Genomic DNA, 14,930 nt, shown 5'->3' with positions numbered 1-14,930 from the left:
GATCAGGCTCGCAGCAGGTCGTTGATGCTGGTCTTGGCGCGGGTCTGCGCGTCGACGCGCTTGACGATCACGGCGCAGGCCAGGCTGTGGCTGCCGTCGGCGGCGGGCAGGCTGCCCGGCACCACCACCGAACCGGAGGGGATGCGGCCGTAGATGACTTCGCCGGTGGTGCGGTCGTAGATCTTGGTGCTCTGGCTGAGGAATACGCCCATGGCGAGCACCGAGTCGCGCTCGACGATGACGCCTTCGACGACTTCCGAACGCGCGCCGATGAAGCAGTTGTCCTCGATGATGGTCGGGTTGGCCTGCAGCGGTTCGAGCACGCCGCCGATGCCCACGCCGCCCGACAGGTGCACGTTCTTGCCGATCTGCGCGCACGAACCGACGGTGGCCCAGGTGTCGACCATGGTGCCTTCGTCCACGTAGGCGCCGATGTTCACGTAGGAGGGCATCAGCACCACGTTCTTGGCGATGTAGGAGCCGCGGCGCGCGACGGCGGGCGGCACCACGCGGTAGCCGCCGGCGCGGAACGCGGCGTCGTCGAAACCGCTGAACTTCACGGGCACCTTGTCGAAGAACTGCAGCGGCGCCTGGCCCATGACTTCGTTGTCGTGCAGGCGAAACGAGAGCAGCACGGCCTTCTTCACCCACTGGTGCACCGTCCAGTCTTCACCGGCCTTCTCGGCCACGCGCAGCGTGCCGGCGTCCAGGGCGTCGATGACGTGGGCGACGGCTTCGCGCACGGCGGCCGGCGCGGCCGACGGCGACAGATCGGCGCGGTCTTCCCAGGCTTGTTCGATGGTGTTCTGAAGGTCTTGGCTCATAGTGGATGCGGGAGTGGAAAAGGGTGGAAAGGCGGCGCGCGGGCGCGTCCGCGCGTCAGCGCTCGAGGCCGCGCACGTAGCCGGCGACGCGCTCGGCGCCCTCGACGCAGTCGGCCACGGTGGCGACCAGCGCAATGCGGATGCGACCCGCGCCGGGGTTGCCGGCAGCCGTGTCGCGGGCGAGATAGCTGCCCGGCAGCACCGTCACGCCGGTTTGTTCGTACAACCCGCGCGTGAAGGCAGCGTCGTCGCCCGGCGTGCCGGCCCAGAGATAGAACGAGGCCTGCGGACGCTGCACGTCGAGCACCCCCTGCAGGAGCGGCACCACGGCGTCGAACTTCGCGCGATACAGCCGGCGGTTCTCGATGACGTGCGCCTCGTCGTTCCAGGCGGCGATGCTGGCGGCCGTCACCACGTCGCTCATGGCGCTGCCGTGATAGGTGCGATAGAGCAGAAAGCGCGCGAGGAGCGTCGCATCGCCGGCGACGAACCCGGAGCGCAGCCCCGGCACGTTGCTGCGCTTGGACAGGCTGGAGAACACCACCAGATTGCGGTAATCGTCCAGGCCCAGCGCGCGTGCGGCCTGCAGCGCGCCCAGGGGCGGCTCGGCCTCGTCCAGGTAGATCTCGGAATAGCACTCGTCGGACGCGATCACGAAGCCGTGCCTGGCCGACAGCGCGAACAGCCGGCGCCATTCCTCCAGGTCCATCACGTTGCCGGCCGGGTTGCCGGGCGAGCAGACGAAGAGCAGCGTGGTGCGCGCCCAGGTGGCCTCGGGCACGCTGTCCCAGTCGCAGCCGAAGTTGCGCGCGGGGTCGGCGTTCACGTAGACCGGCTCGGCGCCGGCGAGCAGGGCCGCGCCCTCGTAGATCTGGTAGAACGGATTGGGGCAGAGCACCGCCGAACCGCCGGCCGGGTCGATCACCGTCTGGGCGAAGGCGAACAGGGCCTCGCGCGAGCCCAGCACCGGCAGCACCTGGGTGTTGGCGTCGGGCGCGGGAATCCCGTAGCGGCGCGCCAGCCAGGCCGCGATGGTCTCGCGCAGGGCCTGGCTGCCCTTGGTCGCGGGGTAGCTCGCCAGCCCGTCGAGGTTGGCGGCGAGCGCCTCGCGGATGAAGGCAGGCGTCGGGTGCTTGGGCTCTCCGATCGACAGGCTGATCGGGCGCAGACCGTCCGGCGCCACGGCGCCGGCCATCATCGCGCGCAGCTTTTCGAACGGATAGGGATGGAGGGCGTCGAGGCGTGGATTCATGGTAGGCCGGATTGTAGCGCCGTGCGCGCATTTCGCTTGCGGTCGGCTACAATCTTGGATTCCCCGCGCGCAATGCGCGGGCGTGCGAGGGTGGCGAAATTGGTAGACGCACCAGGTTTAGGTCCTGACGCCGTAACAGGTGTAGGGGTTCGAGTCCCCTCCCTCGCACCACCCGGGTGTTCCCGACCTGGGCCGATACGCACTCACCGACCGGGGTGAGGGCCTTGTAGAGGCAGAGGCTCTGTCGCCCTGTGCTGGCATTTCTGGCCATCTGCGCGATGCCGCGGGCCTTGGCGACATCCAAAAGCGCAGTCGGGAGCAGGGCGCTGCAGCTAGCCTTACAGCCCCATCCACTGGAACCGTCCCAGGATCTCCGTGAGTTCGGCCGTCACGCGCGCGCGGTGGCGGCGGTGACACGCGAAGGCCGCTTCGGCGTCGCCGCGTTCGAGCCGTTCCACCAGCTCGCGGTGCGCCGCGTTCGAGCCCTGAGGCAGGGGGCGCAACGGCAGGGTCAGCAGGCGGGCGCGGTCCACCTGCTCGCGGAATGCGAGGCCGGCTTCCATCAGGCGGGTATTGCCGCAGAGTTCGAACAGGGCGCGGTGCAGCCGGCCGTCGGCCTCGGCCCAGCGACGGATATCCTGTGCGGTGAGCGCGGCATCCATGGCGTCGATGAGCTGGCGCAATTGCGCCGTGCCGCGTTCGGTGGCCGGGCGCTCGGCAATCAGCAACACCGCTTCGGCCTCCAGCGCCGTCAGGACCTGGTAGATCTCCAGCATGTCGCGCGCCGACACGGGCAGCACGCGCATGCCGTGGCGCGGGATGTTCTCGACCAGCCGTTCCTTCTCCAGCCTGATCAGCGCTTCGTGGACCGGCGTGCGGCTCACGCCCAGCAGTTCGGCGAGCTGGCTCTCGGTGATCTGGTAGTTCGGGGCGAACTCGTTGTCCAGGATGCGGCGCTTGATCTCCTGGTAGGCGATCTCCACGAGCTTAGGGCCGGAGGCCGGCTTGCGCGCTGGCAGGGCTTTGGGGCGGGGCAATGCTGTCATCGGTCGGCACGCTAAAGAATCCATGCATTATTGCATGCCTAACACTGTCCATTCAGCGCAATAAAAACGTAACCACCATCTTGAGGCCTGGATCTTCGCATGTATTATTGCATACGATGTTGAATTTATTAACCGGAGAAATCCCATGCGCCAGACGCGTAGCAAGCCATCCGCAGTCCGCCGTGCCGTCGTTCTCGCCTGCCTGTGCGCCTTCGCGGCCGGGCCGGCCGCGGCGGCGTCGTATCCGGAACGCCCCATCCGGATGATCGTGCCGTACGCCGCCGGCGGCTCGACGGACAATGTGGCCCGGATCGTGGCCGACGGTATGTCGCGCAACCTCGGCCAGACGATCGCGGTGGAGAACCGGGGCGGCGCCGGCGGCAAGCTGGGCATCGACGCCGTCGCCCACGCCGCCCCCGACGGCTACACGCTGTTGTTCACCGACTCGGGCGCCATGCTGGTGAACGCCTGGCTGTTCGACCGCGCCGGCTCCAACCCTGTCGACGACTTTGAGACGGTGGGGCAGATCACGGTGATGCAGAACGTGCTGGTCGCGCATCCTTCGGCGCAACTGGCCACACTGACCGACCTGGTGGCGTTGGCGGCGAAGCAGGCACCCATCTACGGCTCGTCCGGCACCGGCACGCTGGGTCATCTGGCGATGGAAATGCTGCGCCAGTCCCTGGGTATCGAACTGGTACACGTGCCCTACAAGGGCGGCGCCCCCGTCACCAATGACCTGCTGGGCGGGCAGATCCCCATGGCCGCGCTGACCGTGCCGACCGCTGCGCCGCACATCAAATCGGGCAAGGTGGTGCCCATCGCGGCCCTGAGCGAGCATCGCACGCCGGCGCTTCCCGATGTGCCCACGGTGGCCGAGCAGGGATACAAAGGCGTGTCCGCCGCACTGTGGCAGGGGATGTACGCGCCGGCCGGCACGCCCGCGGAAACCCTGCAGGTGCTGAACCGCGCGCTGAACGCGGTGGCCGCCGACCAGGCCGCGCGCGAACGCCTCGTCAACGCCGGCAACGAGGTCACCGGCAATCTGACGCTGGAGCAGGCCGCCGGACTGGTCAAGGCCGAATACGAACAGTGGGGCGTGCAGATCCGCACGCTGGGCCTGTCGGTGCAGTGAGCGGTCCCGCCGCTCAGTCCGGCGCTTGCGCAGCGTCGGGCAGGTAACGGCGCACCACGCCCGGACCCACCTGCATGGCGAGATCGGCGACGCGTGCGGCTCCCTGGTGGCGCACGGCCTCGGCCGGCGAAATACGCTCGCCGCCCTGCGCGCCGACGACGACGACCTCGTCGCCGACCATCGCGCCGGGCGCCTGCGTCAGGTCCACCCGCGTGTACTCCAGCGCCGGCGGGCCGGCCAGCGGTACGCGGCGGCCGTTGACCAGCACGCAGCCGGCGTGCAGCGCCCGCATGCCGTCGCTGTAGCCCAGCGGGAAAATCCCGACGCGCATGCCGGGGCGCATCGCAAAGTTCGCATCGGCCAGGTAGGCGTCGCGTTCGACCGTGCGCACCTGGATCAGCCGGCTGCTCAGGCGATGGAAAGGGCTGGGCGCGGTGTCGTCCGCGCTGTGCAGCGGCGAGAACAACGCATCGCCCGGGTCCACCGCGTTCAACGCCATCGCGGTGCCGGTCAGGCGCAGCACTCTGGAACTGGCCAGCACCCACCTGGGCACGTTCACGCCGAGGCGGGCGACGGCGTCGCGTACGTGCAGGAACCGGCGGTACTGCCAGGCCAGCGCCTCGGGGTCGGCGTCGGCGGGCAGGTTGGGGTGCGCGTTGACCGCTTCCAGCCGGAAACGGGGATCGCCGGCAACGCGCTGGATGAACCCGGCGGCGGTCGAGGCCGGAACACCGATGCGTTCCGGGCCGATGTCCACCTTGACCGCGACCTTCAACGGCGGCCCGGCCAGCGCGGCATGGGCGCGCCGCGATTCCTCGCTGTGCAGCGTGGCGGTGAGATCGTGATCGCGCAGCGCGGCCGCGCAGGCGGTGTCCGGCAGGACGCCGGCATAGACCAGGATGGGCTCGCGGATACCGGCTTCGCGCAGCGCGACCGCATCTTCCAGGTTGGCGAGCGCGAGCGCGTCGGCACTGGCCCGCAGCACGGTGCGCGCCACCGGCAGCACCCCGTAGCCGTAGGCGTTGGCCTTCAGCGTTGCGGTGAAATGCACGCGCGGGCCGATCAGGTCGCGGATGGCGCGCGTGCAACTCGCGACCGCGGCCAGGTCGATCTCGAACACGTTGGGCCGTGCAAGCGGTCGGTCCGCGCCCGGCGCGATGTCAGTCATGGCCGCTCTCCAATCGGACATGAGGATACCAGCGTGCCGCCGCTTCGCGCGAAACGTAGCCGTATTCGACGTCGCGTCGTACGGCGGCCGGGTCGCGGTGGCCCGGGTCCCCGTAGCCGCCGCCGCCCGCAGACTGGCAGACCACGCAGTCGCCCGGCTCCAGGGTCAGGCCGGCATCCCGGGCGCCCAGGCGGAAGACCTCGCCGCCGCGCTCGATCAGGTAATCGTTGGCCGCGCCGGGCTCCCCACCGGCCAGCCCGGCGGGTGCGGTCTCGGCACCGTCCCCGGTGGGCGTGATCGATGCCGGTCCGCTGCCCTGGTAGCGCAGCCGGTAGATTCCGCCCAGCCCGCCGCGGCTGGCGCCGGCGCCGCCGGAATCGGTACGCAGGCTGAAAGCCTCGATGTGGAACGGGTACGCGGCCTCGGTGCGCTCCACACTGGGAGCAGGGCTGCCGCCCGGGTTGTGAATCACGCCCAGGTTGGACCAGCCGTCGGCCGCCGCGTGCGCGCCTGCGCCGCCGCGGTTGGCGAAGGTGTGCCAGATGTAGCGGCTGCCGCCGCGGTCGGTGCCGCCGATGGCCAGCCGGAAGCGCCGTGCGAAGCCGGCGACCACGCGTGCCGGAGCAGCCTGCGCCAGGCCGTTCATCACCGCTTCGATGATGGCGCTGGCGGTGAGGGTCGTGCACGCCGTGACGGCGGCCGGTTCGAGCGGGTGCACGAAGCTGCCCGGCCGTGTCAGCACCTGGATGGCACGGGCGCTGCCGTCGTTCTGCGCGTTCTCGCCGCTGCTGAGGTACATGAAAGCCACGTTGACTGCCGCCTTGGTGTTGGCGAGGGGGCTGTTGATGAACGAGGCGAGCTGGTCGGCGCATTCGCCGAAGTCCACCGTCGCGCAGTCCGCGCCGATCATGATGCGCACCTTGACCGGCAGGGGTTCCTCCAGTCCGGCCTGCGGGTCGAGCAGGGCCACGCCCCTGTACTCGCCGGGGCGCCATTGCGCGATTTCGCGCCGCATGGCGGTCTCGCCGGCGTCCAGGACGGCGGCGCAGGCCTCGTCCATGGTCTGCGCGCCGTAATGCGCGTACAGGGCGGCGGCGCGCTGTACGCCGCGGCGCACCGAGCTGAGCTGCGCCATGAGGTCGCCGCGCATGTCCGCGGGCGTGCGCGAATTCGCGCAGATCATGCGCAGCAGGTCTTCGCGCACACCCTGCGCGGTGGCGAATTTCATCGGCGGCAGGCGCAGGCCTTCGTGCCAGATCTCGCGCGCGGACGGGCTGTAGCCGCCGGGCGAGATGCCGCCGATGTCGCCCTGGTGGGAACGGTTGGCGATCCACAGGCGTGGCCGGCCGTCCACGAACACCGGCGCGGCCAGCGTGACGTCGGGCAGGTGGCTGCCTCCCCAATAGGGGTCGTTCGCGATCAGCACATCGCCTTCGCGCAGGTCGTCGGCGAAGGCCGCCATCATGGCCTGCACGGCGAACGGCAGCGCGCCCATGTGGATGGGCACGCGCTCGGCCTGCGCCACCAGGCTGCCGGCGCCGTCCAGCACCGCGGCGGAGAAGTCGCGCGACTGGTTCAGGATCGGCGAGAAACTGGTCTGGGTCATGACGTCGACGACTTCCTCGGCCACGGCGAGCAGCTTGTGGCGTACGACGGACAGTGTCAGCGGGTCGATGGGGCGGGTCATGGCGCGGTCTCCTCCTGGATGCACAGACTGCCGAAGGGGTCGATGCGGCCGCGGCTGCCGGCCGGCAGTACGACCGTGGTGGTCGGCGATTCCACCAGTGCCGGGCCGGACACGGTGTCCCCTGCGCGCAGCTCGTCGAACCAGAAGGTAGGGACGTCGATCCATCCGTCGACATAGATGCGCCGTCGGCTGGCGAACGCCGCCGGCCGCGGCTGCGCCGCGGCGCCTGCGTCCGAGGGGCGCACGCCGTCGCCCCGCGTCACCCGCCCGAACGCGCACATTCGGCACAGTTCGATGAAGGGCGGTTCGTTCTCGTGGACGTGGCCGTAGTACTGGCGATAGCGAGCCTCGAACGGCGCGACCAGCCAGCCGCGGATATCGGCCGCGGGAAGATCGTCCGGCACCGCCACCTCGATGGTGGAAATCTGCCTGCGATAACGGCAGTCCAGGTAGCGCGCGATACGTATGCTGTCGTCGTCGAATCCGCAGTCGCGCATGCGGCGGCGCAACTGGGTTTCCAACTCGGTGAAGACGGTTTCGAGGTCGCCGGCCCGGGTCTGCGTCAGCAGTCTGCCGAAGGCGCGTTGTCCGTCCAGGCGTACGTCGGCCGACAGAAAGCCCAGTGCCGAGAACACCGAGGCTTCGCGCGGCACCACCGCCTGCGCCACGGCCAGCTCGCGCGCCACCTGCACGGTGTGCACGCCGCCCGCGCCGCCGAACGAGAGCAGGGCCAGCTCGCGCGGGTCCATGCCCCGGCGCAGGGTGGCGGCGCGCACGGCCTGCGCGATGCGGCTGGAGGCCAGCGCGTGGATCGCCAGGCTGGCGCGTTCCACGCTCAGGCCCAGCGGCTCGGCCACGGCTTCGCGGATGGCGCGTTCGGCGAGGTCGGGGCGCAGCGCCATGCGCCCTCCCAGAAAGGTGTCCGCCGCCAGGTAGCCCAGCGTCAGGTTCGCGTCGGTCAAGGTTGCGCGGGTGCCCCCGCGGCCGTAGCAGGCGGGGCCGGGGGCCGCGCCCGCGCTGTCCGGCCCCAGGGTCAGGATGCCGCCGGCGTCCAGGCGCGCGATGCTGCCACCGCCCAGCGGCACCACCTGGATGTCGATCGACGGCACCGCGATCTTCACGTCGCGCAGCGCAGTCTGGCGACGCTCGGCGGGGCTGCCGGCTTCGATCACCGAGATGTCGGTGGTGGTGCCCCCGGTGTCGTAGGCCACGACCTGGGCCAGTTCGCCCAGGCGGGCGAACAGTGCGCTTGCTATGGCGCCGCCGGCCGGGCCGCTGGTGATGCAGCCCACCGCGTAGCGCGCGGACTCGCCGACCGGCAGCAGGCCACCGGTGGATTGCATGATCATCAGCGGGAACGTCGCGCCGGCTTCGCGCAGGCGGCGCTCCAGCCGCCGCAGGTAGGCGCTCAGCCGGGGTCCGACGTAGGCGTTGACCGCCGCGGTGGAAAAGCGGTCGTACTCGCCTTCGCCGCGCAGTATCTCGTGCGACAGCACGGTATAGACGTCCCAGCCTTCTGCCTCGATCAGCTCGCGCACACGCTGCTCGTGCACCGGGTTGACGTGGGAATGCAGAAAACCCACTACCACCGCCTGCACGCCGCGTCGGCGCAGCCAGCGGATCTGCTCCAGCGCGCCGTCTTCGTCCAGCCGGGAGTCCACCTTGCCGTCCCAGAGGATGCGTTCGGCCACTTCGCGCCGGTCGGGCCGCACGATCAGGGGCTGCGGAAACGGCGAGCGAAGGTCGTAGCGCTTCTCCTTGGTTCCCTCGCGCATTTCCAGCACGTCGCGAAAGCCGCGGGTGGTGATCAGGCCCACGTGAGCGCCGCTGCGTTCGGCCAGACAGTTGGTGGCCACCGTCGTGCCATGGATCAACCGCTGCGTGTCTGCCAAGAGCGCCGTCAGGTGCGTGCCCAGTCTCTCGGCCAGCAGCGCCAGCCCTTCCAGTACGCCCACGCTGGGGTCGTCCGGAGTGGATGAGGTCTTGCATGTCACGATTTCCCCGGACGCTCCTACCGCTACCAGGTCCGTGAAAGTGCCGCCTATGTCTACGCCTATCCGCATGTGCGTCTCGCTGCCGGTTGTTGCGATAATGCATTTATTATTGCATACGTTATGGCATTCAACGTGCGCAGGCAAGAACCGGACGGCAGGAAGATGCAACCGGAACTGCTGGATCTCGGCTTCTGGTCACCTTCGTGACCATGGAGCCTGATCTTCGCGCTGCGCTGGCCCAGCGCGGAGCCGATCCGGTTGCCGGCGGCGTTCAGGCGTCAGTGATGACCCGCGCGCCCGTGCTGCGCCATGGCCTGCGAGCTCAGCTTGTCGACGTAGGCGATGCCGACGGCCGACAGGATGAACACCACATGGATGATGGTCTGCCACATCACGCCTTCCTCGGTGAAGCGCGAATTGGCCGCGCCGACCGAGCCGGCCTCGATGAAGGTGCGCAGCAGGTGGATCGACGAGATGCCGATGATCGCCATGGCGAGCTTGACCTTGAGCACACTGGCGTTGACGTGGCTGAGCCATTCCGGGCTGTCCGGATGGCCCTCGAGCCGCAGCCGCGAGACGAAGGTCTCGTAGCCGCCGACGATGACCATGACGAGCAGGTTGGAGATCATCACGACGTCGATCAGGCCGAGCACGATCAGCATGATCTCGAGTTCGCCGAAGCTGGTGGCGTGGGTGATGAGGTGCCACAGTTCCTTCAGGAACAGGAGCACGTATACCCCCTGGGCGACGATCAGGCCGAGGTACAGCGGCAGTTGGAGCCAGCGCGAACTGAAGATCAGCGCCGGCAGCGGGCTCAGCCCTTTGGGTGCGGAGGAGGGTGATTGCATGGTGGGAGATTGCGGTGTGGGGAATGCGCGAGGGGAGAGATCGCGGGCGCGATTCTAGCAATGCGCGGCGTGGGGGTGATGCGCCCGTTTGCGCCGCGGGCGTGCATGAACGACGACGCCCCCGACGGCATGGCCGCGGGGGCGTCGTGGGTGGGGCCGCTCACGCCCGCGCGGGCGAGGGCGGCGCCCCGGGGCCGGGTCAGAACTTGACGTTCATGCCCAGCCAGAAGCGGCGGCCGTCCTCGACGTAGCCGTAGTCGTCATAGAAGACGTCCTTGTCGAAGACGTTGTAGACGCCGGCATACAGGGTGGTCGCGGTATTCAGCTTGTACGAGCCGCCCAGGTCCACCAGCGTGACCGAGGGGGCGATCGACGAGCCGGACGAGGCGCCTTGCGTCGGGTCGCTCTCCTTGCCGCGAAAGCTCAGGCGCGTCCACGCTTCGGTGCGCGCGTCGATGGTCCAGTCCAGGCCCAGGTTGAACATGTGCTTGGGCAACTGGTTGAGCGGCGAGCCGGCGTACTCCCCGCTCTTCTGCTTGGAATAGGTATAGGTGTAGCTGCTGGTCGCCGACAGCGTGCGTGTGATCGGCGTGGACAGCGACGCCTCGACGCCGCGGGTGATCGCATCGTCCACGTTGACGTAGGTGGTGGGCAGGCGTCCCCAGTTGTTCGGCGGGCCGCACTCGGGGCAGGGCACCCGGGTGATCTTGTCCTCGAACTTGTTGTCGAAGAGCGTGACGCCGGCCTGCATGCCGCCGTCGCCCTCGTACACGACGCCGATCTCCTTGCTGAGCGACTTTTCGGGCTGCAGGTCGGGGTTGCCGTACATGTTGCCGCCGCGGCTGACCGCGCCCCAGTCGGGGATGGTCTGGCGCAGCGAGGGCGCACGGAAGCCCGTGGACACGCCGCCCTTGACCGTCCAGCGCGGCATCAGGTGCCACACGCCGTACAGGCGCGGCGACCAGTGCGTGCCGGCGACCTCGTTCTTGTCGAAGCGGATGCCGCCGGTCAGCGCGAAGCTGTCGGTCAACTGCCATTCGTCCTCGGCGTAGAGCGCGTACTGCCAGCGGTCGACGTTGGAGAGGTCGGAGATGGTGTTGGTGGTGGAGTCCTCCAGTTGCTCGCGCAGGTAGAACACGCCGGCGGTGGCCATGTGGTTGTCGAACAGCGGCGAGGTCAGGCTGCTGCTGAACGTGGTGTTCGTGATCGTCATGTCGCGCGCGATGTTCTCGGTCTTCTCGCGCTGCAGGTAGGTGTCCGACAGGCCGAAGCTCCAGCGCCCGGTGTGCGCGAGCGAGGCGGACTGGCGCTTGAACTTGCGGAACGAGTCGGCTTCGCCTTCTTCCAGCGTGCGGCCCGGGCGCGAGTCGAACTCCTGTCGGGAGCCGCCGGCTTCCAGCACGATGTCATGGTCGCTGTTGGGCGTGAGGGCGAGCTTGGCGGTCAGGCCGCGGTTGGTATAGCCGTTGTAGCCCTGGTAGACGCGGTCCTCCTCACGGTGGCTGTACACGCCCGTGAGCGACAGGCCGAGCAGATCCTGCTTGATCGGGCCGCTCAGGTAGAAGTTGCCCTGATGCTGGTCGCCCGAGCGCGAGTGCTGCTGGAGCGTGGTATCCACGCGCGCCGAGCCGTGCCATTCCGTGGCCACCTTGCGGGTGATGATGTTGATCACGCCGCCGATGGCGTCCGAGCCGTACAGCGAGGACATCGGGCCGCGCACGACCTCGATGCGTTCGATGGCCTCGAGCGGCGGGATCCAGCTCTGGTCGGTGCCCGTGCTGCCGTTGGTCTGCGTCTCGCGCGTGCTCGTGCGGCGGCCGTCGACCAGGATCAGCGTGTAGTTCGCGCCCATGCCGCGCAGGCTGATGTCGCGCGCGTTGTTGTCGGACGGCGTCAGGATGACGCCGGGTACGTCGCGCAGCGCGTCGTGCAGGTCTTTGTAATTGCCTTTTTCGAGCTTCTCGCGCGGGATGACGGAGATCGAGGCCGGCGCGTCGGTGACGTTCTGCTCGAAGCCCGAGGCCGTGACCACGATGGTGTCCAGGGTGGCCCTGGGCATGTCCGCGGTCTGCGCGTGCAGGGGCAGGGCGGCGCTGGCGCAGGCGGCTGCAATGGCGGTCTTGTTGAGGCGGAAAGGTCGGTTGGGTGACAACAGGAAGGAAACGGACATCAGTGAATCACGGGAGATAGCCAAAAGACTGGTTATGGGAATCGTTTTTATTTGTATTATTGAATTGAAACGGAGTTTCCCGTTTGCGTCAACAACGGACACGCCCGGATGCAAGATGCAACGGCACGCACCAGCGAACCCGGCAGCTCTGCGCTAGCATGGTATCGGGTTCGTGTGAGGAGTCATCCATGCTCGACGACAACAGCATGCACAGCGTGACGGACCGTTTCCAGGTCGTCGATCGTGACGGCAATCCGCATCGCGTGGAGGAAGTCACCGTCATCGACGAGGAGGCCAACGATGTCTGCGGCGGGCCTTGCGTCTTCTATCGTTTCACGGACGGTCGCAGGCTCACCGCCTACTCGGGCGGACACGAGTTTCGCGACGATGCGTCCGGGGAGATGTATGCCCGGTTGTAGGCGTCGGTCGTCGTAAGATGCGGTTCTCCGACGGGCCGCCGGACGGCCATTGAGTTCCCTTCATGTCGAAACGACGTACCCAGCAGGATTTCCATCGAGAACTGACCGCGCTGTTGTGTTCCTGCGGCATCTGCAGCCTGACCATCGCCGAGATTGCCGCCCGGCTGCGCTGTTCGCGCCGCCGCCTGTACGAGCTTGCGCCGACCAAGGAAGCATTGTTCGTCGGCGTCTGTCGCGAGGTGTTTGCCGAGAAGCTGGCCAAGGGCCATGCCGCCGCGCAGCGCGAGGCCGATCCGGCCCAGGCGATTGCCGTCTACCTCACCGCCACGCTGAACACGTCGGGGCTGAACCCCGCGGCCTTCAAGGATCTGGACGAAATACCGGAAGGGCGGCGGGTGTTCGACGAATACCAGGTGCAGCGCATGCGCGGGCTGGAGGCCCTGCTGGAGGACGGCATGCGCGCGGGCGTGCTGGCGCCGCATCATCCGCGCGTGTTGTCCGAAGCCTTGATCGGTGCGGCCTTTCGCCTGCGCAACAGGGACTTGCTCGAAGACACCGGCCTGCGCCTGGGCGATGCCTTTGCCGAGTTCTACGAAATCATCCTGCACGGCCTGCTGCGCAGGCCGTAGGGCTTCGTTGCCGAGCATGCAGGGCCCCTTCGTCCCGCTCGCGAATCATGGGGGTCTCCTCGGCAAGCATGTCTAGCTGACTTGCCGTTCGCTGCCCGCCCAGTGGCTTGCACGCAGCGTCTTGCGGTCGATCTTGCCGAGCGCGGTGAGCGGCAGCTCGGCGGCGAACACGACCGCCTTGGGTGTATTGACCGCACCCTTGCGTTCGAGCACCCAGGCGACAACTTCCTCGCTGGCGAGCGTGCGGCCGGGCTTGGCGACCACGATCGCCGTCACGGCCTCGCCCCACTTCGGATGCGGCACGCCGATCACGGCGGACATGGCCACGTCGGGGTGCTGGGCCAGGCAGTTCTCGATCTCGCTCGGATAGACGTTGAAGCCGCCGGAAATGATCATATCCTTGGCGCGGTCGACGATGTAGAGATAGCCATCGGCGTCCTGGCGCGCCATGTCGCCGGTATGCAGCCAGTCGCCCGCGAACACCTTGGCGTTCTCCTCGGGCCGGTTGAGGTAGCCCTCCATGACGAGCGGGCTGCGCACGCACAGTTCGCCGACCTCGCCGACGCCGACTTCGCGCATTCCGGCATCGAGCAGGCACACCTGGTTGCCGATGACGGGTCGCCCGCACGAGGCGAGCCGTTCCGGATGCGCGAGATCGTGATCGCTCTTGCGCAGGTAGCTGATGGTCATCGGCGCTTCGGCCTGACCGTACAACTGGCCGAACACCGGGCCGAAGCGTTCGAGGGCTTCGCGCAGGCGGGCGGGCGCGATCGGCGATGCGCCGTAGAGCGCGAGTTCCAGGCTGGCGAGATCGGCGGGCTGCACCGCGGGGTCGTCGAGCAGGCCGTAGATCTGCGTCGGCACCAGGAAAGTGAAGTTGATGCGGTGTTCGCGTACGCGGCGCGCGAAATCCGTCGGGCTGAACTTTTCGGCGAGGTACACCGTGCCGCCGCGCAGCAGCGTGGGCAGCAGCAGTGCGCCGGACGCGTGCGAGATCGGCGTGCTCACGAGATAGCGCACCTCCTGCGGCCACTCGTAGGTGGCGAGCATCTGGGTGACCATGGTGACGGGCGTGCGGTGCGTATGCAGCATGCCCTTGGAGCGTCCGGTGGTGCCGCCCGAGTACGACAGCTTGGTGACGTCGCCGGCGTCGCCTTCGACATGCAGCGCGGCGGGTGCGAACCGGGCGCTGGCAGTCTGCATGCCTTGGCCGCAGGCGCCGTCTTCGAGCGGCAGTACGCGGGCCAGCCCGACGCGCTCGCGCAGCGCCTCGGCGCGCCCGGCGTAGCGCGTCGCGTCCACGACCAGCGTGGCGGCGCCCGCGTCGGCGAGCACGAAGGCGTGGTCGTCCTCCGAGGCCATGGGGTGCAGCGAGAGGCTGCGCAAACCGAGCAACTGGGCCGCGATCAGCGCGGGCAGCGCCGCCGCGCGGTTGCCCATGAGAAACGCGATGGTGTCCTGGTGCCGCAGGCCGCGCTCGCGCAGCAGGGCCGCCGTGCGCAGGCAGCTCTCGAGCAGTTCGCCATAGCGCCAGTTGCCTTCGTCGGCCACCAGCGCCAGCCGCTGCGGCGGCGCGCTGCGCAGGGCGGCCAGATACAGTGCTCCCATCGTCGCGCCAGTGCGCAACGGCGTGGCCTCGGGCATGTGTCGTCTCCTGGAATGCGCCGGCGCCCTGGGCTCGGGCGCCGTGTCGGCATGAGAGACAGGTTAAGTCGGCCTCGGTACCAAGTCAATAAAATTGGTACCGAAAAGCCGCGC

12 protein-coding genes, 1 tRNA gene and 1 pseudogene are annotated in these 14,930 nt (G+C 68.6%); 4 read left to right on the top strand and 10 right to left on the bottom strand.

Annotation, left to right across the window (positions count from 1 at the left end):
• Positions 1-2: 2 nt before the first annotated feature.
• Entirely contained in the window at positions 3-824 is an 822-nt protein-coding gene (dapD, locus tag FOZ76_RS09995; protein ID WP_143948010.1) for a 2,3,4,5-tetrahydropyridine-2,6-dicarboxylate N-succinyltransferase, read from the bottom strand.
• Positions 825-879: 55 nt separating this feature from the next.
• The gene (gene dapC / locus FOZ76_RS09990) at positions 880-2,076 is read right to left on the bottom strand and encodes a succinyldiaminopimelate transaminase (protein WP_143948009.1); all 1,197 of its coding nucleotides are present in this window, start codon (positions 2,074-2,076) and stop codon (positions 880-882) included.
• 84 nt (positions 2,077-2,160) lie between these two features.
• On the opposite strand from dapC, the gene FOZ76_RS09985 reads away from it, so the two are divergent.
• Positions 2,161-2,247, top strand: a tRNA-Leu gene (locus tag FOZ76_RS09985).
• 52 nt (positions 2,248-2,299) lie between these two features.
• Here FOZ76_RS09985 and FOZ76_RS28425 read toward each other — a convergent pair.
• Both FOZ76_RS28425 and FOZ76_RS09975 read right to left on the bottom strand, forming a co-directional pair.
• A pseudogene (locus FOZ76_RS28425) lies at positions 2,300-2,398 on the bottom strand (hypothetical protein); the annotation flags it as partial.
• A gap of 16 nt (positions 2,399-2,414) precedes the next feature.
• Entirely contained in the window at positions 2,415-3,122 is a 708-nt protein-coding gene (locus tag FOZ76_RS09975; protein WP_143948008.1) for a GntR family transcriptional regulator, read from the bottom strand.
• Positions 3,123-3,267: 145 nt separating this feature from the next.
• Here FOZ76_RS09975 and FOZ76_RS09970 point away from each other — a divergent pair, with 145 nt between their 5' ends.
• Positions 3,268-4,257: a Bug family tripartite tricarboxylate transporter substrate binding protein gene (locus tag FOZ76_RS09970; protein ID WP_143948006.1), complete on the top strand. Its 990-nt coding sequence runs from the start codon at positions 3,268-3,270 to the stop codon at positions 4,255-4,257.
• A 13-nt stretch (positions 4,258-4,270) separates the two neighbouring features.
• On the opposite strand, the gene alr is transcribed toward FOZ76_RS09970, so the two are convergent.
• The 5 genes from alr to FOZ76_RS09945 form a co-directional block, all read right to left on the bottom strand.
• Complete coding sequence (gene alr, locus FOZ76_RS09965; protein ID WP_170235377.1) at positions 4,271-5,425, bottom strand: alanine racemase; 1,155 nt, start codon at positions 5,423-5,425, stop codon at positions 4,271-4,273.
• On the bottom strand, positions 5,418-7,112 hold the full coding sequence (locus FOZ76_RS09960; protein ID WP_170235376.1) for a hydantoinase B/oxoprolinase family protein: 1,695 nt from the start codon (positions 7,110-7,112) through the stop codon (positions 5,418-5,420). The genes alr and FOZ76_RS09960 overlap by 8 nt, the downstream gene beginning before the upstream one ends.
• Complete coding sequence (locus tag FOZ76_RS09955) at positions 7,109-9,175, bottom strand: hydantoinase/oxoprolinase family protein (RefSeq protein ID WP_143948002.1); 2,067 nt, start codon at positions 9,173-9,175, stop codon at positions 7,109-7,111. The genes FOZ76_RS09960 and FOZ76_RS09955 overlap by 4 nt, the downstream gene beginning before the upstream one ends.
• A 209-nt stretch (positions 9,176-9,384) precedes the next feature.
• Positions 9,385-9,954, bottom strand: a complete 570-nt coding sequence (locus FOZ76_RS09950) for a TIGR00645 family protein (protein WP_143948001.1) — start codon at positions 9,952-9,954, stop codon at positions 9,385-9,387.
• 199 nt (positions 9,955-10,153) lie between these two features.
• Positions 10,154-12,124, bottom strand: coding sequence for a ligand-gated channel protein (locus tag FOZ76_RS09945; protein ID WP_143948000.1), 1,971 nt, complete (start codon positions 12,122-12,124; stop codon positions 10,154-10,156).
• Between the two features lie 188 nt (positions 12,125-12,312).
• Here FOZ76_RS09945 and FOZ76_RS09940 point away from each other — a divergent pair, with 188 nt between their 5' ends.
• Together FOZ76_RS09940 and FOZ76_RS09935 are read left to right on the top strand one after the other, a co-directional pair.
• Positions 12,313-12,543, top strand: coding sequence for a hypothetical protein (locus FOZ76_RS09940; RefSeq protein WP_143947999.1), 231 nt, complete (start codon positions 12,313-12,315; stop codon positions 12,541-12,543).
• Positions 12,544-12,605: 62 nt separating this feature from the next.
• Positions 12,606-13,172 (top strand): TetR/AcrR family transcriptional regulator, encoded by a 567-nt coding sequence (locus FOZ76_RS09935; protein WP_143947998.1) that lies wholly within the window; start codon positions 12,606-12,608, stop codon positions 13,170-13,172.
• Positions 13,173-13,244: 72 nt separating this feature from the next.
• Here FOZ76_RS09935 and FOZ76_RS09930 read toward each other — a convergent pair whose 3' ends face one another.
• Complete coding sequence (locus FOZ76_RS09930) at positions 13,245-14,816, bottom strand: AMP-binding protein (protein ID WP_143947997.1); 1,572 nt, start codon at positions 14,814-14,816, stop codon at positions 13,245-13,247.
• Positions 14,817-14,930 lie beyond the last annotated feature (114 nt).

It is taken from the genome of Verticiella sediminum (assembly GCF_007558815.1).
Classification (GTDB): domain Bacteria; phylum Pseudomonadota; class Gammaproteobacteria; order Burkholderiales; family Burkholderiaceae_B; genus Verticiella; species Verticiella sediminum.
This window is presented reverse-complemented; position numbering and strand designations above follow the sequence as displayed.

Coding starts and splice junctions, on each gene's coding strand:
- dapD (WP_143948010.1), bottom strand. CDS start 824: ATGAGCCAAGACCTTCAGAACACCATCGAACAAGCCTGGGAAGACCGC.
- dapC (WP_143948009.1), bottom strand. CDS start 2,076: ATGAATCCACGCCTCGACGCCCTCCATCCCTATCCGTTCGAAAAGCTG.
- FOZ76_RS09975 (WP_143948008.1), bottom strand. CDS start 3,122: ATGACAGCATTGCCCCGCCCCAAAGCCCTGCCAGCGCGCAAGCCGGCC.
- FOZ76_RS09970 (WP_143948006.1), top strand. CDS start 3,268: ATGCGCCAGACGCGTAGCAAGCCATCCGCAGTCCGCCGTGCCGTCGTT.
- alr (WP_170235377.1), bottom strand. CDS start 5,425: ATGACTGACATCGCGCCGGGCGCGGACCGACCGCTTGCACGGCCCAAC.
- FOZ76_RS09960 (WP_170235376.1), bottom strand. CDS start 7,112: ATGACCCGCCCCATCGACCCGCTGACACTGTCCGTCGTACGCCACAAG.
- FOZ76_RS09955 (WP_143948002.1), bottom strand. CDS start 9,175: ATGCGGATAGGCGTAGACATAGGCGGCACTTTCACGGACCTGGTAGCG.
- FOZ76_RS09950 (WP_143948001.1), bottom strand. CDS start 9,954: ATGCAATCACCCTCCTCCGCACCCAAAGGGCTGAGCCCGCTGCCGGCG.
- FOZ76_RS09945 (WP_143948000.1), bottom strand. CDS start 12,124: ATGTCCGTTTCCTTCCTGTTGTCACCCAACCGACCTTTCCGCCTCAAC.
- FOZ76_RS09940 (WP_143947999.1), top strand. CDS start 12,313: ATGCTCGACGACAACAGCATGCACAGCGTGACGGACCGTTTCCAGGTC.
- FOZ76_RS09935 (WP_143947998.1), top strand. CDS start 12,606: ATGTCGAAACGACGTACCCAGCAGGATTTCCATCGAGAACTGACCGCG.
- FOZ76_RS09930 (WP_143947997.1), bottom strand. CDS start 14,816: ATGCCCGAGGCCACGCCGTTGCGCACTGGCGCGACGATGGGAGCACTG.